This window comes from Flavobacterium sp., assembly GCF_027533505.1.
Classification (GTDB): Bacteria; Bacteroidota; Bacteroidia; order Flavobacteriales; family Flavobacteriaceae; genus Flavobacterium.
Map to the genome: position 1 here is coordinate 63,799 of NZ_JAPZUB010000011.1, position 15,228 is coordinate 79,026.

The 15,228-nt window shown below is 37.8% G+C and carries 16 protein-coding genes and 1 tRNA gene; 2 read left to right on the forward strand and 15 right to left on the reverse strand.

Features of this window, described 5'->3' with window-relative positions; all coding sequences use genetic code 11:
- Positions 1-657 precede the first annotated feature (657 nt).
- A tRNA-Arg gene (locus O9316_RS03710) sits at positions 658-731 on the reverse strand.
- 180 nt (positions 732-911) lie between these two features.
- Here O9316_RS03710 and O9316_RS03715 point away from each other — a divergent pair.
- Positions 912-1,424, forward strand: coding sequence for an adenine phosphoribosyltransferase (locus O9316_RS03715; protein WP_298203679.1), 513 nt, complete (start codon positions 912-914; stop codon positions 1,422-1,424).
- On the opposite strand, the gene O9316_RS03720 is transcribed toward O9316_RS03715, so the two are convergent.
- The 4 genes from O9316_RS03720 to O9316_RS03735 all read right to left on the reverse strand — a co-directional run bounded on the left by O9316_RS03720 (position 1,418) and on the right by O9316_RS03735 (position 4,706).
- Positions 1,418-1,561, reverse strand: coding sequence for an SsrA-binding protein (locus O9316_RS03720; RefSeq protein ID WP_298203680.1), 144 nt, complete (start codon positions 1,559-1,561; stop codon positions 1,418-1,420). The genes O9316_RS03715 and O9316_RS03720 overlap by 7 nt on opposite strands.
- A gap of 54 nt (positions 1,562-1,615) precedes the next feature.
- The gene (locus tag O9316_RS03725) at positions 1,616-2,524 is read right to left on the reverse strand and encodes a hypothetical protein (RefSeq protein WP_298205092.1); all 909 of its coding nucleotides are present in this window, start codon (positions 2,522-2,524) and stop codon (positions 1,616-1,618) included.
- An 87-nt stretch (positions 2,525-2,611) separates the two neighbouring features.
- Positions 2,612-4,345: a M56 family metallopeptidase gene (locus tag O9316_RS03730; RefSeq protein ID WP_298205091.1), complete on the reverse strand. Its 1,734-nt coding sequence runs from the start codon at positions 4,343-4,345 to the stop codon at positions 2,612-2,614.
- Between the two features lies 1 nt (position 4,346).
- Complete coding sequence (locus O9316_RS03735; RefSeq protein ID WP_298205090.1) at positions 4,347-4,706, reverse strand: BlaI/MecI/CopY family transcriptional regulator; 360 nt, start codon at positions 4,704-4,706, stop codon at positions 4,347-4,349.
- Positions 4,707-4,830: 124 nt separating this feature from the next.
- Between O9316_RS03735 and O9316_RS03740 the strand changes: the two genes are divergently transcribed.
- Complete coding sequence (locus O9316_RS03740; RefSeq protein ID WP_298205089.1) at positions 4,831-5,373, forward strand: hypothetical protein; 543 nt, start codon at positions 4,831-4,833, stop codon at positions 5,371-5,373.
- Between the two features lie 328 nt (positions 5,374-5,701).
- Here O9316_RS03740 and O9316_RS03745 read toward each other — a convergent pair whose 3' ends face one another.
- The 10 genes from O9316_RS03745 to O9316_RS03790 all read right to left on the reverse strand — a co-directional run bounded on the left by O9316_RS03745 (position 5,702) and on the right by O9316_RS03790 (position 14,934).
- Positions 5,702-6,982: an MFS transporter gene (locus O9316_RS03745; RefSeq protein ID WP_298205088.1), complete on the reverse strand. Its 1,281-nt coding sequence runs from the start codon at positions 6,980-6,982 to the stop codon at positions 5,702-5,704.
- A 122-nt stretch (positions 6,983-7,104) separates the two neighbouring features.
- Positions 7,105-7,302, reverse strand: a complete 198-nt coding sequence (locus O9316_RS03750; protein WP_298205087.1) for a hypothetical protein — start codon at positions 7,300-7,302, stop codon at positions 7,105-7,107.
- A gap of 31 nt (positions 7,303-7,333) precedes the next feature.
- Positions 7,334-8,770 carry a S41 family peptidase gene (locus O9316_RS03755; RefSeq protein ID WP_298205086.1) on the reverse strand — a complete coding sequence of 479 codons (1,437 nt, stop codon included), beginning with the start codon at positions 8,768-8,770 and terminating at the stop codon, positions 7,334-7,336.
- 89 nt (positions 8,771-8,859) lie between these two features.
- Positions 8,860-9,294, reverse strand: coding sequence for a hypothetical protein (locus tag O9316_RS03760; protein ID WP_298205085.1), 435 nt, complete (start codon positions 9,292-9,294; stop codon positions 8,860-8,862).
- Positions 9,295-9,626: 332 nt separating this feature from the next.
- A complete protein-coding gene (locus O9316_RS03765) occupies positions 9,627-10,367 on the reverse strand; it encodes a LamG domain-containing protein (RefSeq protein WP_298205084.1) in 741 nt (246 codons plus the stop codon).
- A gap of 272 nt (positions 10,368-10,639) precedes the next feature.
- Positions 10,640-10,801 carry a hypothetical protein gene (locus O9316_RS03770; RefSeq protein WP_298205083.1) on the reverse strand — a complete coding sequence of 54 codons (162 nt, stop codon included), beginning with the start codon at positions 10,799-10,801 and terminating at the stop codon, positions 10,640-10,642.
- A 442-nt stretch (positions 10,802-11,243) separates the two neighbouring features.
- A complete protein-coding gene (locus tag O9316_RS03775) occupies positions 11,244-12,347 on the reverse strand; it encodes a hypothetical protein (protein WP_298205082.1) in 1,104 nt (367 codons plus the stop codon).
- A gap of 204 nt (positions 12,348-12,551) precedes the next feature.
- The gene (locus O9316_RS03780; RefSeq protein WP_298205081.1) at positions 12,552-13,655 is read right to left on the reverse strand and encodes a serine hydrolase; all 1,104 of its coding nucleotides are present in this window, start codon (positions 13,653-13,655) and stop codon (positions 12,552-12,554) included.
- Positions 13,656-13,866: 211 nt separating this feature from the next.
- Complete coding sequence (locus O9316_RS03785; RefSeq protein ID WP_298205080.1) at positions 13,867-14,328, reverse strand: GNAT family N-acetyltransferase; 462 nt, start codon at positions 14,326-14,328, stop codon at positions 13,867-13,869.
- A 180-nt stretch (positions 14,329-14,508) separates the two neighbouring features.
- Complete coding sequence (locus O9316_RS03790; protein ID WP_298205079.1) at positions 14,509-14,934, reverse strand: hypothetical protein; 426 nt, start codon at positions 14,932-14,934, stop codon at positions 14,509-14,511.
- Positions 14,935-15,228: the final 294 nt, after the last annotated feature.

Sequence of the window (15,228 nt, forward strand, 5' to 3'; positions counted from 1 at the left end):
AATACCCGATTGATTAGGTATTTTTCCTATTCGCGACAGGTATTTTTCCTAAGTACCTGATATTCATTATTTTGGAAATTTAATTTTGCTGTTGGTAAAAGGATTTTCAAAATCATTTATCGAACTCATAAATAAAATATAATACTTTTCGTACTTTTATTTGTAGAGGTAGCTTTATAATTGCTACTTTTTATAGGTTTACCTATTCCTTAAATGTTGGAGTGTGTAGTCAGGTTTATAAAATCCAAAGAAAAATGGTGCGTTGGTAAGGCCTAGTTTGATAAAGCTTCAATGGACCTTATTCATACTCGTTTTGAAAAAATGATAGCAAGTCGAAGTTACGACAGGATTTTGCTGCGCAACATCCTTCAAAGGGCCGCTTTGAAAGAAAGACAATAAGTCGAGGTTGCAATAGGATTTTGCTGCGCAAGATCCTTCAAAGGGCCGCTTTGAAAGTAATACAATAAGTCGCGGTCACGACAGGATTTTGCTGCGCAACATCCTTCAAAGGGCCGCTTTTAAAGAAAGACAATAAGTCGCGGTCACAACAGGATTTTGCTGCGCAACATCCTTCAAAGCTCCGCTTTGAGAATCGTGTAAAACAAAAAAAACGCTCAAGTAAACTTGGCGTTTTTTTTGTTTTACACGATTCATTCGTGACCTCGACAGGATTCAAACCTGTAACCTTCTGAGCCGTAATCAGATGCGCTATTCAGTTGCGCCACGAGGCCGTAATTTTCGACATGTGCCTACTGAGTCGAAATCAGATGCGCTATTCTCCCGATACTTCGGGGGCGCCACGAGGCAGTTTTACAACACAGCAAAACTACGTGTAAGTGCTTTATTGCGGGTGCAAATATAGGCATAAATGTGTAACTTGCAAGCGAATTTTTTTAAAATTCCCTAAAAAAATGAACTTAGAAAACTATATTCGTGATATTCAGGATTTTCCCAAACCGGGAATTGTATTTAAAGACATTACCCCATTGCTTTTATCTGCTGAGGGGCGCACCCATTGCTTGCAGCAACTCGTAACTGCTGTAAATGCACATGCCATCGATAAAGTGGTGGGGGTAGAGAGTCGGGGTTTCTTTTTTGGAACGTTGTTAGCCGATCGTCTTGAAGCTGGATTTGTCCCTGTGCGTAAACCACAGAAACTTCCCTTTCAAACCATTTCAGAGTCGTATGCCCTCGAATACGGTACCGACAGCCTAGAAATTCATACGGATGCTATTCAGCCCGGCGATCGCGTACTCGTTCATGATGATGTCTTGGCTACAGGAGGTACGGCTGCTGCTGTTTGCCGATTGGTAGAGCGATTGGGAGGCGAAGTCGTTTTGTGTTCGTTTTTGATGGAACTTACCTTTTTAAACGGGCGCCACCAACTCGATAATCGTCCCATTCATGCGGTCATGACTTATTGATTTATGGCTCTAGAGGTGACATAATACCGCCAAGCCAGAATGGCAAGCTGCCACTTTTTTGCTTTGGCAGGGTCCAATTCTTGTTTAGTAAAACTAGGTAACAACAGGCGGTTGCATCGTGCTAAAAATCGAAACATTTTTTTTGGTATAAAAATAAAAAAAAGACCCTCAAAAAAAGGGTCTTTTTCATGTTATGCTTTTTTCGCTTTTGTAGGACTCGTTTTTTTCTCCTTTTCCAAAGCCTTTTTGGCTTTTTCTAATTCTTCTCGGGCTTTCACCATTTCTTCTTTGGCTGCTTCTAATTCTTTTCTGGTTTTTTCTAAGTCTTCTTCCGACGGATTGTCTTGTGAAAATTCACCCCGCAATGACTTTACTTTTTCTTTAAATTGCTCTAACCCTTCTGAATTTCGGAAATCAAATTCAAGGGGACTGCCTTCGCCAAATCCTTGGATGGACATTTTGTTGTTTTTCAAAATTTCATCGAGTTCCTCTTTGGTGTAATCATCCCCGCCTTCTACCACTTTTCCATCTTCAATGACCAGCGGCTTTTTTCCATTTTCTTTAATAATCATTTTCGATTTTCCCGAAAAACCTTCACTATTTCCAAAATTAAAATTGAATTCCTTCATGTCAGGCATCCCTTCAATCGAGAATCCATTGCCAAACGGACGCATGCTGTTACCGCCAAATGAACGACCAAAGATATCGTTCATTGCAATTACATCGTTGTTTTGCGCAGGAGAACCAAATCCGATAGCTCCGTTTTGCTTAAAAAGTACGATGTCGGTGATGGGTTGCTCTTGATCGTATTCCAAGCTTCCTCTGTTGCCTTTACGGTCTTTGTATTCCACCTTAATGGCAGTAATTTCTCCTTTACTGTTTCGCTTTACACCAGCGTATTTTACGGTTACGCCATAATCCGCCAAAGCTTTAATGTCGTCTTTCATCTCTTGCTCGGGCGTATTTTTTCGCCAGGTCATGACCACATTGTCGTTTTGGGATTCTGTAAGATCCATTTTGTTTTGAGCACTCAACAATTGAGCAAACAAAAGCACTACCACAAGGGTAAACCAATGAAATAATTTTACAATAACTGACATATATTACAAGTTTTGAATTGTTTTTGGAAGAACAAACTTAAAAAATAGGGATTTGCATCGCTAGACTTTTGCAGATTTTTAACGCATTCAGTCCTTTTTTAATTTTGATTTTGCTTTTTCATATTCAGCTTTCGCTTTTTCCATCTCGGCTTTCATTTTCAACATTTCTTCTTGCACTTTAGCCAAATCTTGACGGGCTTTTTCCCAGTCAGCTTGTGTGCTTTTATCCTCTGAAAGTACTTTTTTAATTTCTTCTTTGGCTCGGTTTACCGCTGCGTTTATTTCTTCTTCGTCTTTTATATTGTCACTGGTAACTACTTTTTTGGTGATAATTTTTATGACGCCATTTTTGCCCATTTCCAATGCCTCCGGACTATTTTTAAACACACTCATTGAAGCAATGGTGTTTGGGTCTAACGAGTTTAGGTCAAAATCGACATCCATCATTTTCCCATTGATGAAAACCAAAGGCTTGTCAGAAGCATCAAATTTTCGAATGACAATTCGCTCTCCATTTTTGGGTTGACTTGCATTGTCGGTATCGTTAATGATGATTTCGGTACCGTCCTCATTACGGATAATACGTTCCTCAATACGAATTTCTTTTCCTTGAATGTCCTCTTTATCGACTTTGGAAGCGATAATGGTTTCCGATTTGGGTGCTGCAAATCCGATGTATGAATTGGATTTTACAAAAACAAGGGGTTTTATTCCAGAATCCGACATTATAGTAGTTTCTCCTTTGGAATCTCCAGCACTATATTGGACTTTAATCTGAGTGATTTCGCCCCAATCATTTCTTTTTAATTTGCTGTATTTTAAAATTATACCTTGGGCTTTTGCAAAGGCAATATCTTTTTTCATTTCTGCTTCTGTTGCGTTTTTATCCCAACGAATTTGAAAAGTTTCTTGAATCTCGGATTTAATTTCGTACACCGATTTTCGTTCTTGCGCCACTGTTTTTACTTGAAAAATGAGCATAAAACCTACCAATGCAGGCAGCATGATACCGTATTTCCATAAATTACGGCGTTGTGATTGTGTTTGTTGTAACATGAGAATTCGTTTTTTGATTAAAGATTGATTAAAAGGATTGGTCAAAGCAAGCGCTTGTTTTCCTGTGGCTACTTTGACCAATGTTTTTTGATACACAGTGGGGGATTGCAATTGTTCCATGGCTTTTTGGTCGGCCAAAAATTCTAAGTTTTGCGCGATGGCTTTTTTGTAACGCCATGCCAAAGGATGAAACCAGAAGAGTCCACAATACAGGTGTGAAAGCAATATGTCGACGGAATGATATTGGCGGCAGTGAATTTTTTCATGCAACACTATACTGTTGCGCTCTTCCTCTGAATATAATTGATTGTTGATGACTACGTAATTAAAAAAGGAAAAAGGAGTCACCTCTTGTTGTACATTGACCAAACGAATCGATGCCTCTGAAATCACGGGATGTTTTTTCAAAAAAACAAGAATTGAAATAAGCTGCACTAAAATACGTCCGATGATCACCAAGGCGATTATTGCATATCCTCCCATAATCAGCGATGTCCAATCCAATATCGGTTCTGGGGAAGGAGCGGAGGGTACATTGGATTTTGCCATCGCCATCCAATCTTCCGCTGACCATTGAGGACGTTCGATGTAGACCGTTTTTGTCCATGTCATTAGGGGTAAAAAGGCGGAAACAAACAAACCGCTTAGTAGAAACCAACGATTGCTGGAAAAGAAGGTTTCTTTACGCAATAAAAAATAATAAACCCCATAAAAACAAGCGAGTAAGCCTGCTGACTTTAACCCATAAATGAAGAGCGCTTCCATACTACGATTTCTTTTCGATTAACGCTAAAATTTCCCGTAATTCATCGGCAGAGATTTTTTCTTCTTCGGCAAAATGCGACACCAATTGCTTGTATGAGTTGCCAAAATAATTCGCAATAGCCGTTTTCATAAAGGTTTTTCGGTAATCTTCCAAGGCAATGATTGGAAAATATTGATGCGTATTTCCAAAGGCCATATGTCCCACATAGCCTTTATCTTCCAGATTGCGAATGATGGTCGAAAGCGTATTGTAATGCGGGGTGTCTTCGGTGATTTCAGCTTGCACTTCTTTCACAAAAGCCTTTTTCAGCCGCCATAAAATGTGCATGATCTCTTCTTCTTTATTGGTTAATTTTTGCATTTAAATTTTGAATTAAATTGGTGATTCAAACTTACAACTATTTTTTTAGTTGACAAACTAATTTTATAGTTATTTAACTAATTTTTTAGAAGTACTTTTTTTTAACAATGATTACCTTTGTCCCATGCGCCAAAAAAACTTTCATCGACATAATTTTCATAAGCATACTTTTTGTGTATTCCAAGAAGTCGATGTTGCGCTTATCCAAGGGGTACAACCCGATTACACTAGTGCTTCGGGAAGTTCATACTATTTTACGGATGCGGGTGTTTATCGTTATTCCAACCATTGGGGACGGGCGGCCAACTGCAAGTGGAGGTTGGAATCACTTTCTACGACGCGTTACAAGGGCAGTGTGTTGGGATATGCCAACTGGTCTGATTTTTTCCCAGATAATGAGAGTGAAAAGTTGTATGCAATTGAAATCGACTTTATCCAACGAACGGCTCATTTTTATCATAAGTGGAGCAAAGATTTTCCTGAAAGTACCGTTTTTCGTACGGCTCCTGAAACACTCAAACGACTAAAAGTCATTCGTCAGCATCTGAAAGACGATCAATGGTTACGCTATTATGAAGGCGATTCGACCCATGTACGCCAGCAAATTCTTACCGAATGGAATTCCACCAGTCAGTCTCTTGAAGTTATTAAAAGAAGGTTTTTGTGAGAGGTTATATGGTAAGTCTCTGAGAGGCTGAGCTCCTGAGATTCTGAGCAAGTCTTCTGTAGATGAGTCTGTTCACTAGCAGGTCCCCTTACACTTTTCCACACTTTCCACTTTTTAAACAGCCTCAAACGAGAGAAAACCGCTGATTTTCTGAGCTTCTGAGTTGCTGAGACTCTGAGCTTCTGAGTCTTTACTGCCAATTGCTCCCGACCCTTCGGGGCTGTACACTGAACACTGAACACTGAACACTGTACACTGAACACTGAACACTGTACACTGAACACTGAACACTGTACACTGAACACTGAACACTGAACACCGCCCCCTGCTAAATTTCCCGTTCCCCTCCCTCAGCGGGATGCGCAAATGTAGTGGCGCCCATAGGATGTTTCGTTTTCTCCTGTTGCACCAAACGGTATACCCAATATCCTGAGGCGGTACCTACCAATCCAAGAAGTCCCATGACCCACCAATTGGCGGCATACCCATACCGATCCACTACGTTCATTCCGATTTTGGCACTCAAAATATGTGCAGCAGAATAACTCATCGTAAATATGGCCATGTACCGGCCTTCATGTCCTTTGGGTGCACGACTCAATGCGAACGTGTTTGAAAAGGGAAAAGCAAACATTTCGGCAAACGTCATAAACAACATCATCACGATGAGAATGCCCGCCCATTGATTGATCAACAATAAGAACAGGCTGATACTCATAAAAAAACAGCCCCAAGTAACCATCTTTACTTTATCTATTTTTTTACGTTCAACGGCACTTACAATAGGCATTTCAAGAAAGAAAACCAATACCCCATTAAGGGTGAGAAGCAACCCCGTTTGGAGTTCACTCAATCCAAATTGAATACGATGGTAGAGCGGAATGGTTGTAAAAAGTTGAAAGAATAAAATCCCTGTAATTACACAGCAAAAAAGAAAAAGCCAGAAAGGACCGTCTGAGAATACTGATTTTCGTTGCGATTCCAAAGAGGCTTTGGTCTCAGCATCGATGGGGGGACGTTTCTTTTCTTTGACTTTTATCACAAAAATGAGAATGGCGATAATACATGTAGCGCCATCTACCCAAAACAAGCCTTTGTATCCCATGCCCATGATGATTAAACCGCCCAGTGCGGGGCCGGCAGCAAATCCTAAATTGATGGCTAAACGAACCAAGGTTAAGGCACGCGTTCGATTTTCAGGTTTGGCATATGCACCAATGGAAACAAACATCGCGGGTCGAAACATATCGGCAATCACCATAATGGTGAAAATAGCGATGCACAGGCCTTCAAAACTGTAGATGTATTGCAAACCAAAGAAAGCCAATCCACTGGTAAACAAACTAAACACCATGATTTTGTAAAACCCAATTTTATCAGATAGTTTACCACCCAACCAAGACCCCAACATCGAGCCTAAGCCAAAAAAAAACAGTATCCAACCGACTTGATTGTAATTGAAATGCAAGTCTTCTTTGAGGTATTTTGATAAAAAGGGGAGGACCATCGTGCCCGCTCGATTGATAAACGTAATCAAGGTAAGGATCCAAATTTCGCGGGAAAATCCTTTGAAATTAGCAATATATCGGCGTAGGGCGGCTCGTAACATGCCACAAAAGTAGCGATTATCTTTGGCTTATCTCTTTTACGTTTGGCCAATTTTTAGGTATTGAATTGATACCAAAGGAATAGGGAAGTTAATCTTTAACTACAGGTTAAAAAATGAAAACCTTATGGTTTGTCTTTGCCTGTGGTTAAAAAATCGCGAATTAGCACCCCAAAGGAAAACAAAAACGCAATCAAATAAATCGTATCCAATACTGGTTTTTCAAATGTAAACGTTGCAACGTCAAAATGGACATAGCATTTGTAGCCGGTTACAAAAGCAATCAAAAGGGCAAATACATTGAGTCGTTTTTGGGTTTTCATAGGGTTAAAGTTTATAAATTACATCTTTTTGCTATTCCTTTTCCATTACTGCTTGGACATGCCTTACCCAGGTTTCTAGGGGGAGTTGGTCCAATCGGTTTTCGGGAACAAAGCCTGTTCTATCGATGGGCGCCGTATCGGTCCAATGCGATTTAACAATGGGTATGGTTACATAATAGTTTGAAAAAGGGAGCGGTGTAGGCGTTGACATGCCTTCATAATCCATCATGCCATAAGTAGGCGTGCCATAGCGCTGTGTTTTTGCACTTTGTTGGCTGAGGTAGAAAAAGTATTCGGTTGAACTCCCCCCGAAACCATCGACGAGTAGGGCCACTTTTTTGGGATTGCCCTCGCTGACGTCCATGGGAAAAGTTACCCCAGGAATCGGGTAGAAGGGCAGTTTTGTAGTACGCAATTCCTCGTATGCTTTACGATACGCCGCTACCGTTGCTGGGGGAAAGTATTTTTGATACGCTTCGGGTATGGGTTGTGTAGCAAAAAATTCAAGGTCTTTTCGTTTTAAATTGACATTAGCGGGTGTCACACGGACATAAGTGTCCCGCTGGTAAATCGGTTGCGTGAGTAGGTAAGGAATAAGCGACACCCATCCCGAACTTCCGCCGCCGTTGCCGGTAAGGTCGATGATCAAGTTTTCACACGATTTAAGGGCCGCCTCGTTTTGGTGTACTAAATCTTGTATGGCCGTCTCGTTGTTTAAAAAGGTTGGTATTTTAAGCCATGCCGTTTTGGTGGACAACTTTTCAAAACGAAGACCGTGCTGTTGGTTTTTCCAGGTATCCAATTCAAGCCGCTCAGCCGACGTCATGGTTTGGGGAAAGATTTTGCCCAACATTTCATCGCTCCATAACTGCAATAGATTGCCAATTTGCCTTGCGGGACGTGGGGTTGTGATAAAACTTTCCCGATTTTGATACACAAAACCTTTGGGGGTAGCCGTTAATTGAACATAGACCATGCCCGGGCGATAGGCTTCCACTTGGGAGCTGAGGACGATTCCTTTGAACGTTGTGTCATTTTCCCGTTGAATTCCAAGAGTGAGTTTTCCATCAGGATGGGTCCAAATTCCCTCCAAGCTATGCCGATGGGGTTGGAGGCACTGTTCTTTAAAGTTCGACTCCTCCAGTAGCGTATCACCCCAAGGAAAATCGGCTGGGGGAATGTAGGAGAGTATGAAATGTTTGTCTTTAAAAAAGCGAATATATGCCGCCATCAAATCAAAGCATGACTTGGGATGGGTAACCCCTGCACTTGCTTTCTCCAATTGGTTGACTAACTTTTGATACGCTTTTTGGGTTTGCGGCGTTACTTTGACGGGAAATCCCCCATAATTGGCTTCGGTTTCCCGTAGTAAGGTTAAAAAATTGGCCTTACAGTCACAAGATTCCGTTTGGGCCGTGAGCGTGAAACCACTCCAAACGAGCCCAAGAAAAATGAATTTACGCAACATAAGCGTTCGTTTAAGCTATTGAAAAAAACGATGAAAAATCCTTGTAATAGATTACAGACAGCACATTTTAAGGGTACCCAATTACGATCTTAATAAACCCCTCCCAACTCCATGTTAGTAACCAAACCCAAATTGGCAACTTCTTGAAGATTAGCTCCATTAATATCACAGGAATGTATAGAGGGATATCCATTTGGTGTTCCAGAATTTGTTAAAGTAACAAAAAACACTTTTTGTCCATCCGGGGAGAGTTTCACATTTGTTTGAAGATTAGCATTATTAAATACCACATTGGGAGGCAACGTAATCGGGACTTGTGTCATGTTTGTCCCATCATAATTACAGGTCCAAATTTGCCAATCGGAACCTGATGGTCGTTTAGCTATTACAATTTTTCCAATAGGGGTTACATTGACCGCATTGGGCTGATTCGATTGGTCAGCATTAGAGCAACTGATTTGAAAAAGAACGCCTGCTAAAGCAAAAACGGAAACATACAGGGTGGTTTTGAAGAAATTTTTCATGGTTATAAGGGTTTTAGATGAATTTAAAAGCAATGGATATAGAAGCTATTGAAAAATTAATTGGGTTTTAGGTAAAGGTAAAAAAAACGAGAAATACTTCTAATAGGTTGTTCTTTTTGTTAGGATTCAAAGGACTCAAGATGTTAATTTTAGGGTCACCAACCAAAGGGTTGTTCTTTTGGTTTGGGGCTTAAATTACTTCTTGAAAAGAATGATCTACTGGATGTAGATATTATTTAAGTCGCTGTATTTGTGTGTAATATCCCTTAAGTAAAATACATTTTTTTATAATTATGTAGATAATTCATTGAGGTGTAGAGGGTATCAAATACTTAATTGCAACAAGCACTTAGCGTAGATAATTGAACAACTTCTGTTGGCGAAAGAATTCGGTTATAAATTATAACATCATCAATTAAGCCGTTATAAAATTTACCAAGAAATAAATCCCCTTGATTTAAAACGGGGCAATTGTATAATCCAGACCCACCGGAAACTAGATTGCCGTTGACATACATTTGATTGTTTGTAGCAGTAGATGTTAGTACTACATGTTGCCAACTTGTATTTACAAATCCATTATGACTAATACCGCCATTGGGAAGGTGTGAAATCAAAAAACCATTCGAATAACTAACGGACCATTCGCCACGGGTAACATTAGAACATGAGATTTGATCTCCTCTACTGATAAATAAGCCATATCCTCCAGGGTGATCATTGGATTTATACCAAAACGAAATGGAGAGGTTGTTTACCGGTAAATTGTCCAAAAAAGTTGGATTGACATGTTGTAAAAACTCATTGTTCGTATTATTAAATAGATAGGCACAATTAGGGTTTCCAGCGCGGTCTTCTCCAGGACTGGCGGTAGTAGTATTAACAAGATGGTGATTGTTTCCAGAAGAATCATTTAACGAACCATTTCCAAAAGCATAATAGGCAATGACCCCATTTTGCAAATTAGTGGGCAAACAGCTTAAATTTTGAGTTTCATTACCATCGTTCGATTTATCACAACTAATAATGAGTAGCGAAGTGATAACGATTCCAATTTTGTTCCAAGCATGCATACGTTTTGGTTTTAATTCATCCATGTATGAAAGCTGCTATTCGGTTTACATAAACATGCAGCGAACTTTTCATACGATTTATGTATGATTTTACCTTATAAAGATAAGTTTTTTTATTTGGATGGTAGTAGTAATACGAAGAAATTCAAGTATATAGAAAGGAGAGGGTTGGTTTTACGTCACACTTCTGTGTGTTTTCCTACTTTTCAGGAAAAATGTTGGTGGGAAACATGTTTTAAGAAGCAAACAAAGCCGCCTAACTTTGAGCAACATTATCTAATATATTCCTCAAAAAATGATGGTTTTAGCGTATTTACTTTAGGTATTTCAATCAATGCTATTTCTAAAGTCCCCGTTCCGTTACAATGAGTTCTTCCGCTAGAATAAATATAGTCTTCCATTGTAGAAACAATTCCACCGCGAACTGGACTCATGAGAATATCATTTCACGTTGACCATAAAAATAATTCAGAGAAAATTTCTTCCGCATGGTTTCAGTATTGCCCAAAGTGATAATTTTTTTTCGAGAATGATTTTCAGTTGCTAGTTTAAATCTTCGTAACTTTTTTTAAATGTATCAATCCCCTCTACTACTGTAATGGTTAAAAAATGTGCCTGACCTTGTTTTCTAATGACATAACCTCTTTTCATGGCGTTTACATAATGACAACAATTATAATCGATAATAAAATACATTATCTAAAAAGTCACTTTAATTCTTTTATTGCAATTCGTTGACTATAGCGCAAAGTCAGGAGACATTAAGCAGCAGGTTATTAACACTTTACTTTTAGTTTACCACTATGTTAGTTTATAATCAATGCAATAAAATTTAACACTTTTGCTCGTATCAAGTTTGTACAATGTTGGCAACCGTTATTTATTTGATTCAATTTGTAATTGCTCCCGGATATATTCATTAAGTTCAGATTTATTTATTCCTAAGTGTTTTTCAATAGCACTGTAATAGTCTTCATCAGATTTTCCGCTTGACATAAACTTTTTGAGCAGACTCCAACCTCCTTTGTCCACAATTTTCTTCGCTATTAGTCCTCCCAAAACATAGTGATAAGAAGTTTCGTCATCCAAATTTTTTAACTTGAGCATATCATCTAGGTCTATTTCAGGATGTTTCTCTAAATAGATATTTGTCCGTTTTATATGCCATTCTAAGCTTTTCCCACGGCTTCCACCCAATAAAGTCGCCACTCCTTCGGATACCCAAAAATGCTTATTTGGAAAGTGTTCGTCTATTTGAATGTGGAATACTTCGTGAGGATAATATTCACCCAAACCGCTAGAATAGACTTTGTCGTCAGTAGCTTTGCCGCTAGGTTTTGACTTTCCACCCATACCAATGTAATAATCGAGTCCTTTTAGGGTTTGAATCTCATCATAGTCATCAGCGAGATAATATTCAAATGGTTTTGGCTTGACACTAAAATCTTTACAAATCTCTTGTATAAAAACATTAAGTTTTTCAGCTTTTTGGTAGTCAAACTTATGGTATGATGGATAATAAAAGTCCACTAATCCAACGGTTGTACAATTCCAATTTTCCTTGTTTACTGTCAAAGTATTGAATAATTTATATGCTCCATTTTCCATTTTTGCGCTATAGTTTACTATTGCTAAAATGTAAGGGCTACCATCTTCATTGCAATAGGAAAACTGTGCTTTAATTTGACAGATTTTATCTTTAAATTTTACACTCAAAACGTGAACAGGAAATCCCATATAAAGAGAAGGTTGAAATTCGCTTTCTAAAAAGTCGTAGTTCTTATGTTTCTGTTGCTCCTCAATATTCCAAAATGCATTTTTTTCTTTATTTTGGGGATTTGAAGCCAAGTAGTTTTCAAAAAGTTTCATTACTTTTTTGGTTTCAACATCAGCAGTATCAACAATGTTATTGTATGTTATCTTTTGTCCAAAAACTTGAAAGCTGAGAAAAAGTAATATTATGATAAGTCGTCGTTTCATTTTTATGGTTGTTAACGTCAGCCCGTGAAAAAACGGTACAGCCTTTCCAACAAATATAGAAAAATGGATGTAAGGAACCGTGCTTTTGTAACCTTGAAGGAGGTAAAAAAGGCAAGGAATTCCCACCGTTACACCAAACAATCGCTAGGAATGAAGAACACTACCGCGTCGTAGGTTGATCCTAGCCCGAGGTTTTCGAGAGGTTTAATATAATTTAGCTAATGAGGTGAAAATTGCCCACCAATCCGCCTTTCCTTCATCCTTTCCCAGTCTAACAATGATCAGATCTTTTTTTGGATTGACATAAATAAATTGTCCCAAAATACCTTCTGCCATAAAGTCTTCATTGGGTGTGGGTAGCCACCATTGATATTGATAAAAGTTTGCACTTCCTTCGGATGTATCAAGTTTTGTAGATTCTTCAACCCATTTTTGCGATACTATTTGTTTTCCATTCCAATTGCCTTTATTTTTATACAATCGTCCAATTTTGGCAAAGTCTCTTGCTGTGGCGTTCAAACAACAAAACGTTTTTTCTAGTCCATTCTTTTTTCGGTCGATACTCCAAGATGCATCATTTTCCATTTCGAGAGGGGACCATATTTTTTCTTGTAAGTAGGATGTAATTGTTTTTCCGTTTAGAGAACGCTCTAGCACCAAGCCCAAAAGTTGCGTATTCCCACTTGTATACTCAAACGTTGTACCGGGTTCAGTTTTTAACTTCATTTTCCCTATTTTTTTTCTAAGGTTAAGACCATAATAAAAAGAGGCTGCATCGCCAAAAGGATTGACATAACTTTCATTGAACTTAATCCCAGAGGTCATTTGCAAAAGGTGTTTGATAGTCACTTTGTCAAATCCATTTTTTTTCAATTCAGGAATATAGTTTGTAATCGGTTCGTCAACAGATTTTATCAAACCTTCATCAATGGCACAGCCTATTAAAATTGACGTCACAGATTTTGCCATTGAAAACGAAGGAACGATACTTTCTTTGTTGTACCCTTTGAAATAGTTTTCATATCGGATTGAATCATTTTTAATAATCAAAAAAGCCACCGTTTTATTGTCTTCAAGATATTTATCAAACGGAATGTTGTTGATATGTTTTGGAACTTTACCTTTGTTAGTAGATTGAAAAATGAAAGGAGAAGTATCAGCCGTTAGAGGTCTTGATTGAAATTTTTTATGGTCTTTTATGTCCGCAAAGTTGTAAAACACGTAGCGTCCCAATTGACAAGACATCAATACGGTTGAAGCAACAATTGTCAAAAGCCCACAGCGCATAATTCTGATTTGATTTCTCATTTTCGTCGATTTGTTGTTATGTTCTCGTGTTCCAAACATGGGGTGTAATGTAAAGATGCAAACGAGGTTTTTTTTGATTTATTTTTAAAAAAAAATCAGGGGTGGTGCAACAGTTACCGCTGTTGGCAGATCGGTTGTTTTTTTAATTAAAACGTTTCTTTTTGGAATTAGGTTTAATGTTTTTCCGTTTCTTGACACAACTATTTTTTGTTTAAAATCTATATGTCATATCGTATCGATGCATTCCAATTGTATAGTAATCGTTAGTTATTTTTGTTGTGAAAAATCCATACTTTTCAAAAAATCCGCATGAATATTGAGTTGTATCAATAATTATTGGAACTCCAGGTTTAAGCCTTTTAATTTCTTCAATTCTGTGTGATAATAGTTTTTTACCAAATCCTTTTTTATGATAATCTTTGTGAATTAATCCCCAAGCCAATGAAATTATTTCATTGTTATCTTTGTCTCCAAATCCTCCACAACCAATAATTTTTTCGTCATAAACAATAACATAAAAATGTGTTTTATTGTCCTCTTTTTCAATTCTCATTAAAAAATTCTCAAAATCTTTTATTTCTTCTTCTGCAAAATATTTTGGCACATTACTTTTGAAAGATTCTATGCAAACATCTTTATCCGTTTTGATATATTTTCTTATCGTTGTATCCATTTTAATTTAGTCTGCTTTTTACGTTTTTCGGGTCAATTGTCTGCCAATGTGCCATGGCTTTGCGACTATTGCGATGCCAGCGAACGGCTTATTTTCAACTAAGATAAAATATTTGCGTGAAGAAAGAAGTACAACTCAAGAAAAACCAGCAATAGCGCGAAACCGCTGTAAGCGGTGGTTTTAATTCTCAACCCAAACATCAAATTTGTTTTCATAAATTTCTAGTATTATTTTTTTGAATAGAAAAGGTGCAATTGCTATTGAGACAAAATTACTGACAAAACTATATCCCCAAATATATTCCCAATTGTGTTTAACTGATAAACCAAAAATAAGACAACAAATCAGGTAAATCGAAACATCAACGATTATAGCTTTTTTTACGCTGAACTTATGAATAACTAAATAGCTAATCAATAAAACCCAGTTAAAAGACACAAGCCTTAATACATTTACAATAACTATATCATGAATATTTTCAAAGAAATTTGAAAACTCATATATTGATTTAAAAAAACTGAGAATACCTGCTGTTAATGTTTCTAGAGTCCAAATGCAAATTAGGATTTTAATCTTTTCCAGGACTATATTTAATTTTAAATTCATAGGTGTTTATTACGCCGATTTCAAAAATCACCGCTAACGTTTCGCTGCCATCCGACATTTGCGAAGCCAGCGAACTGCGTACTTTCTACTAAGATAATAGTTTTACGTGAAAAATAGAGTAGAAGCGAAGAAAATCGAGCCATAGCGGCTAGCGGCTGTGCTTGTTGCACAACTCAAATGTACAAACACTTGCAAGAATAATAACTATTTAGTAAATTTATTCATGCAAGGAAAGAAACAATTACAGCCGCAATTATTCACTTCAGTTAATTTATTGGATTTGGTTCCTGTAGA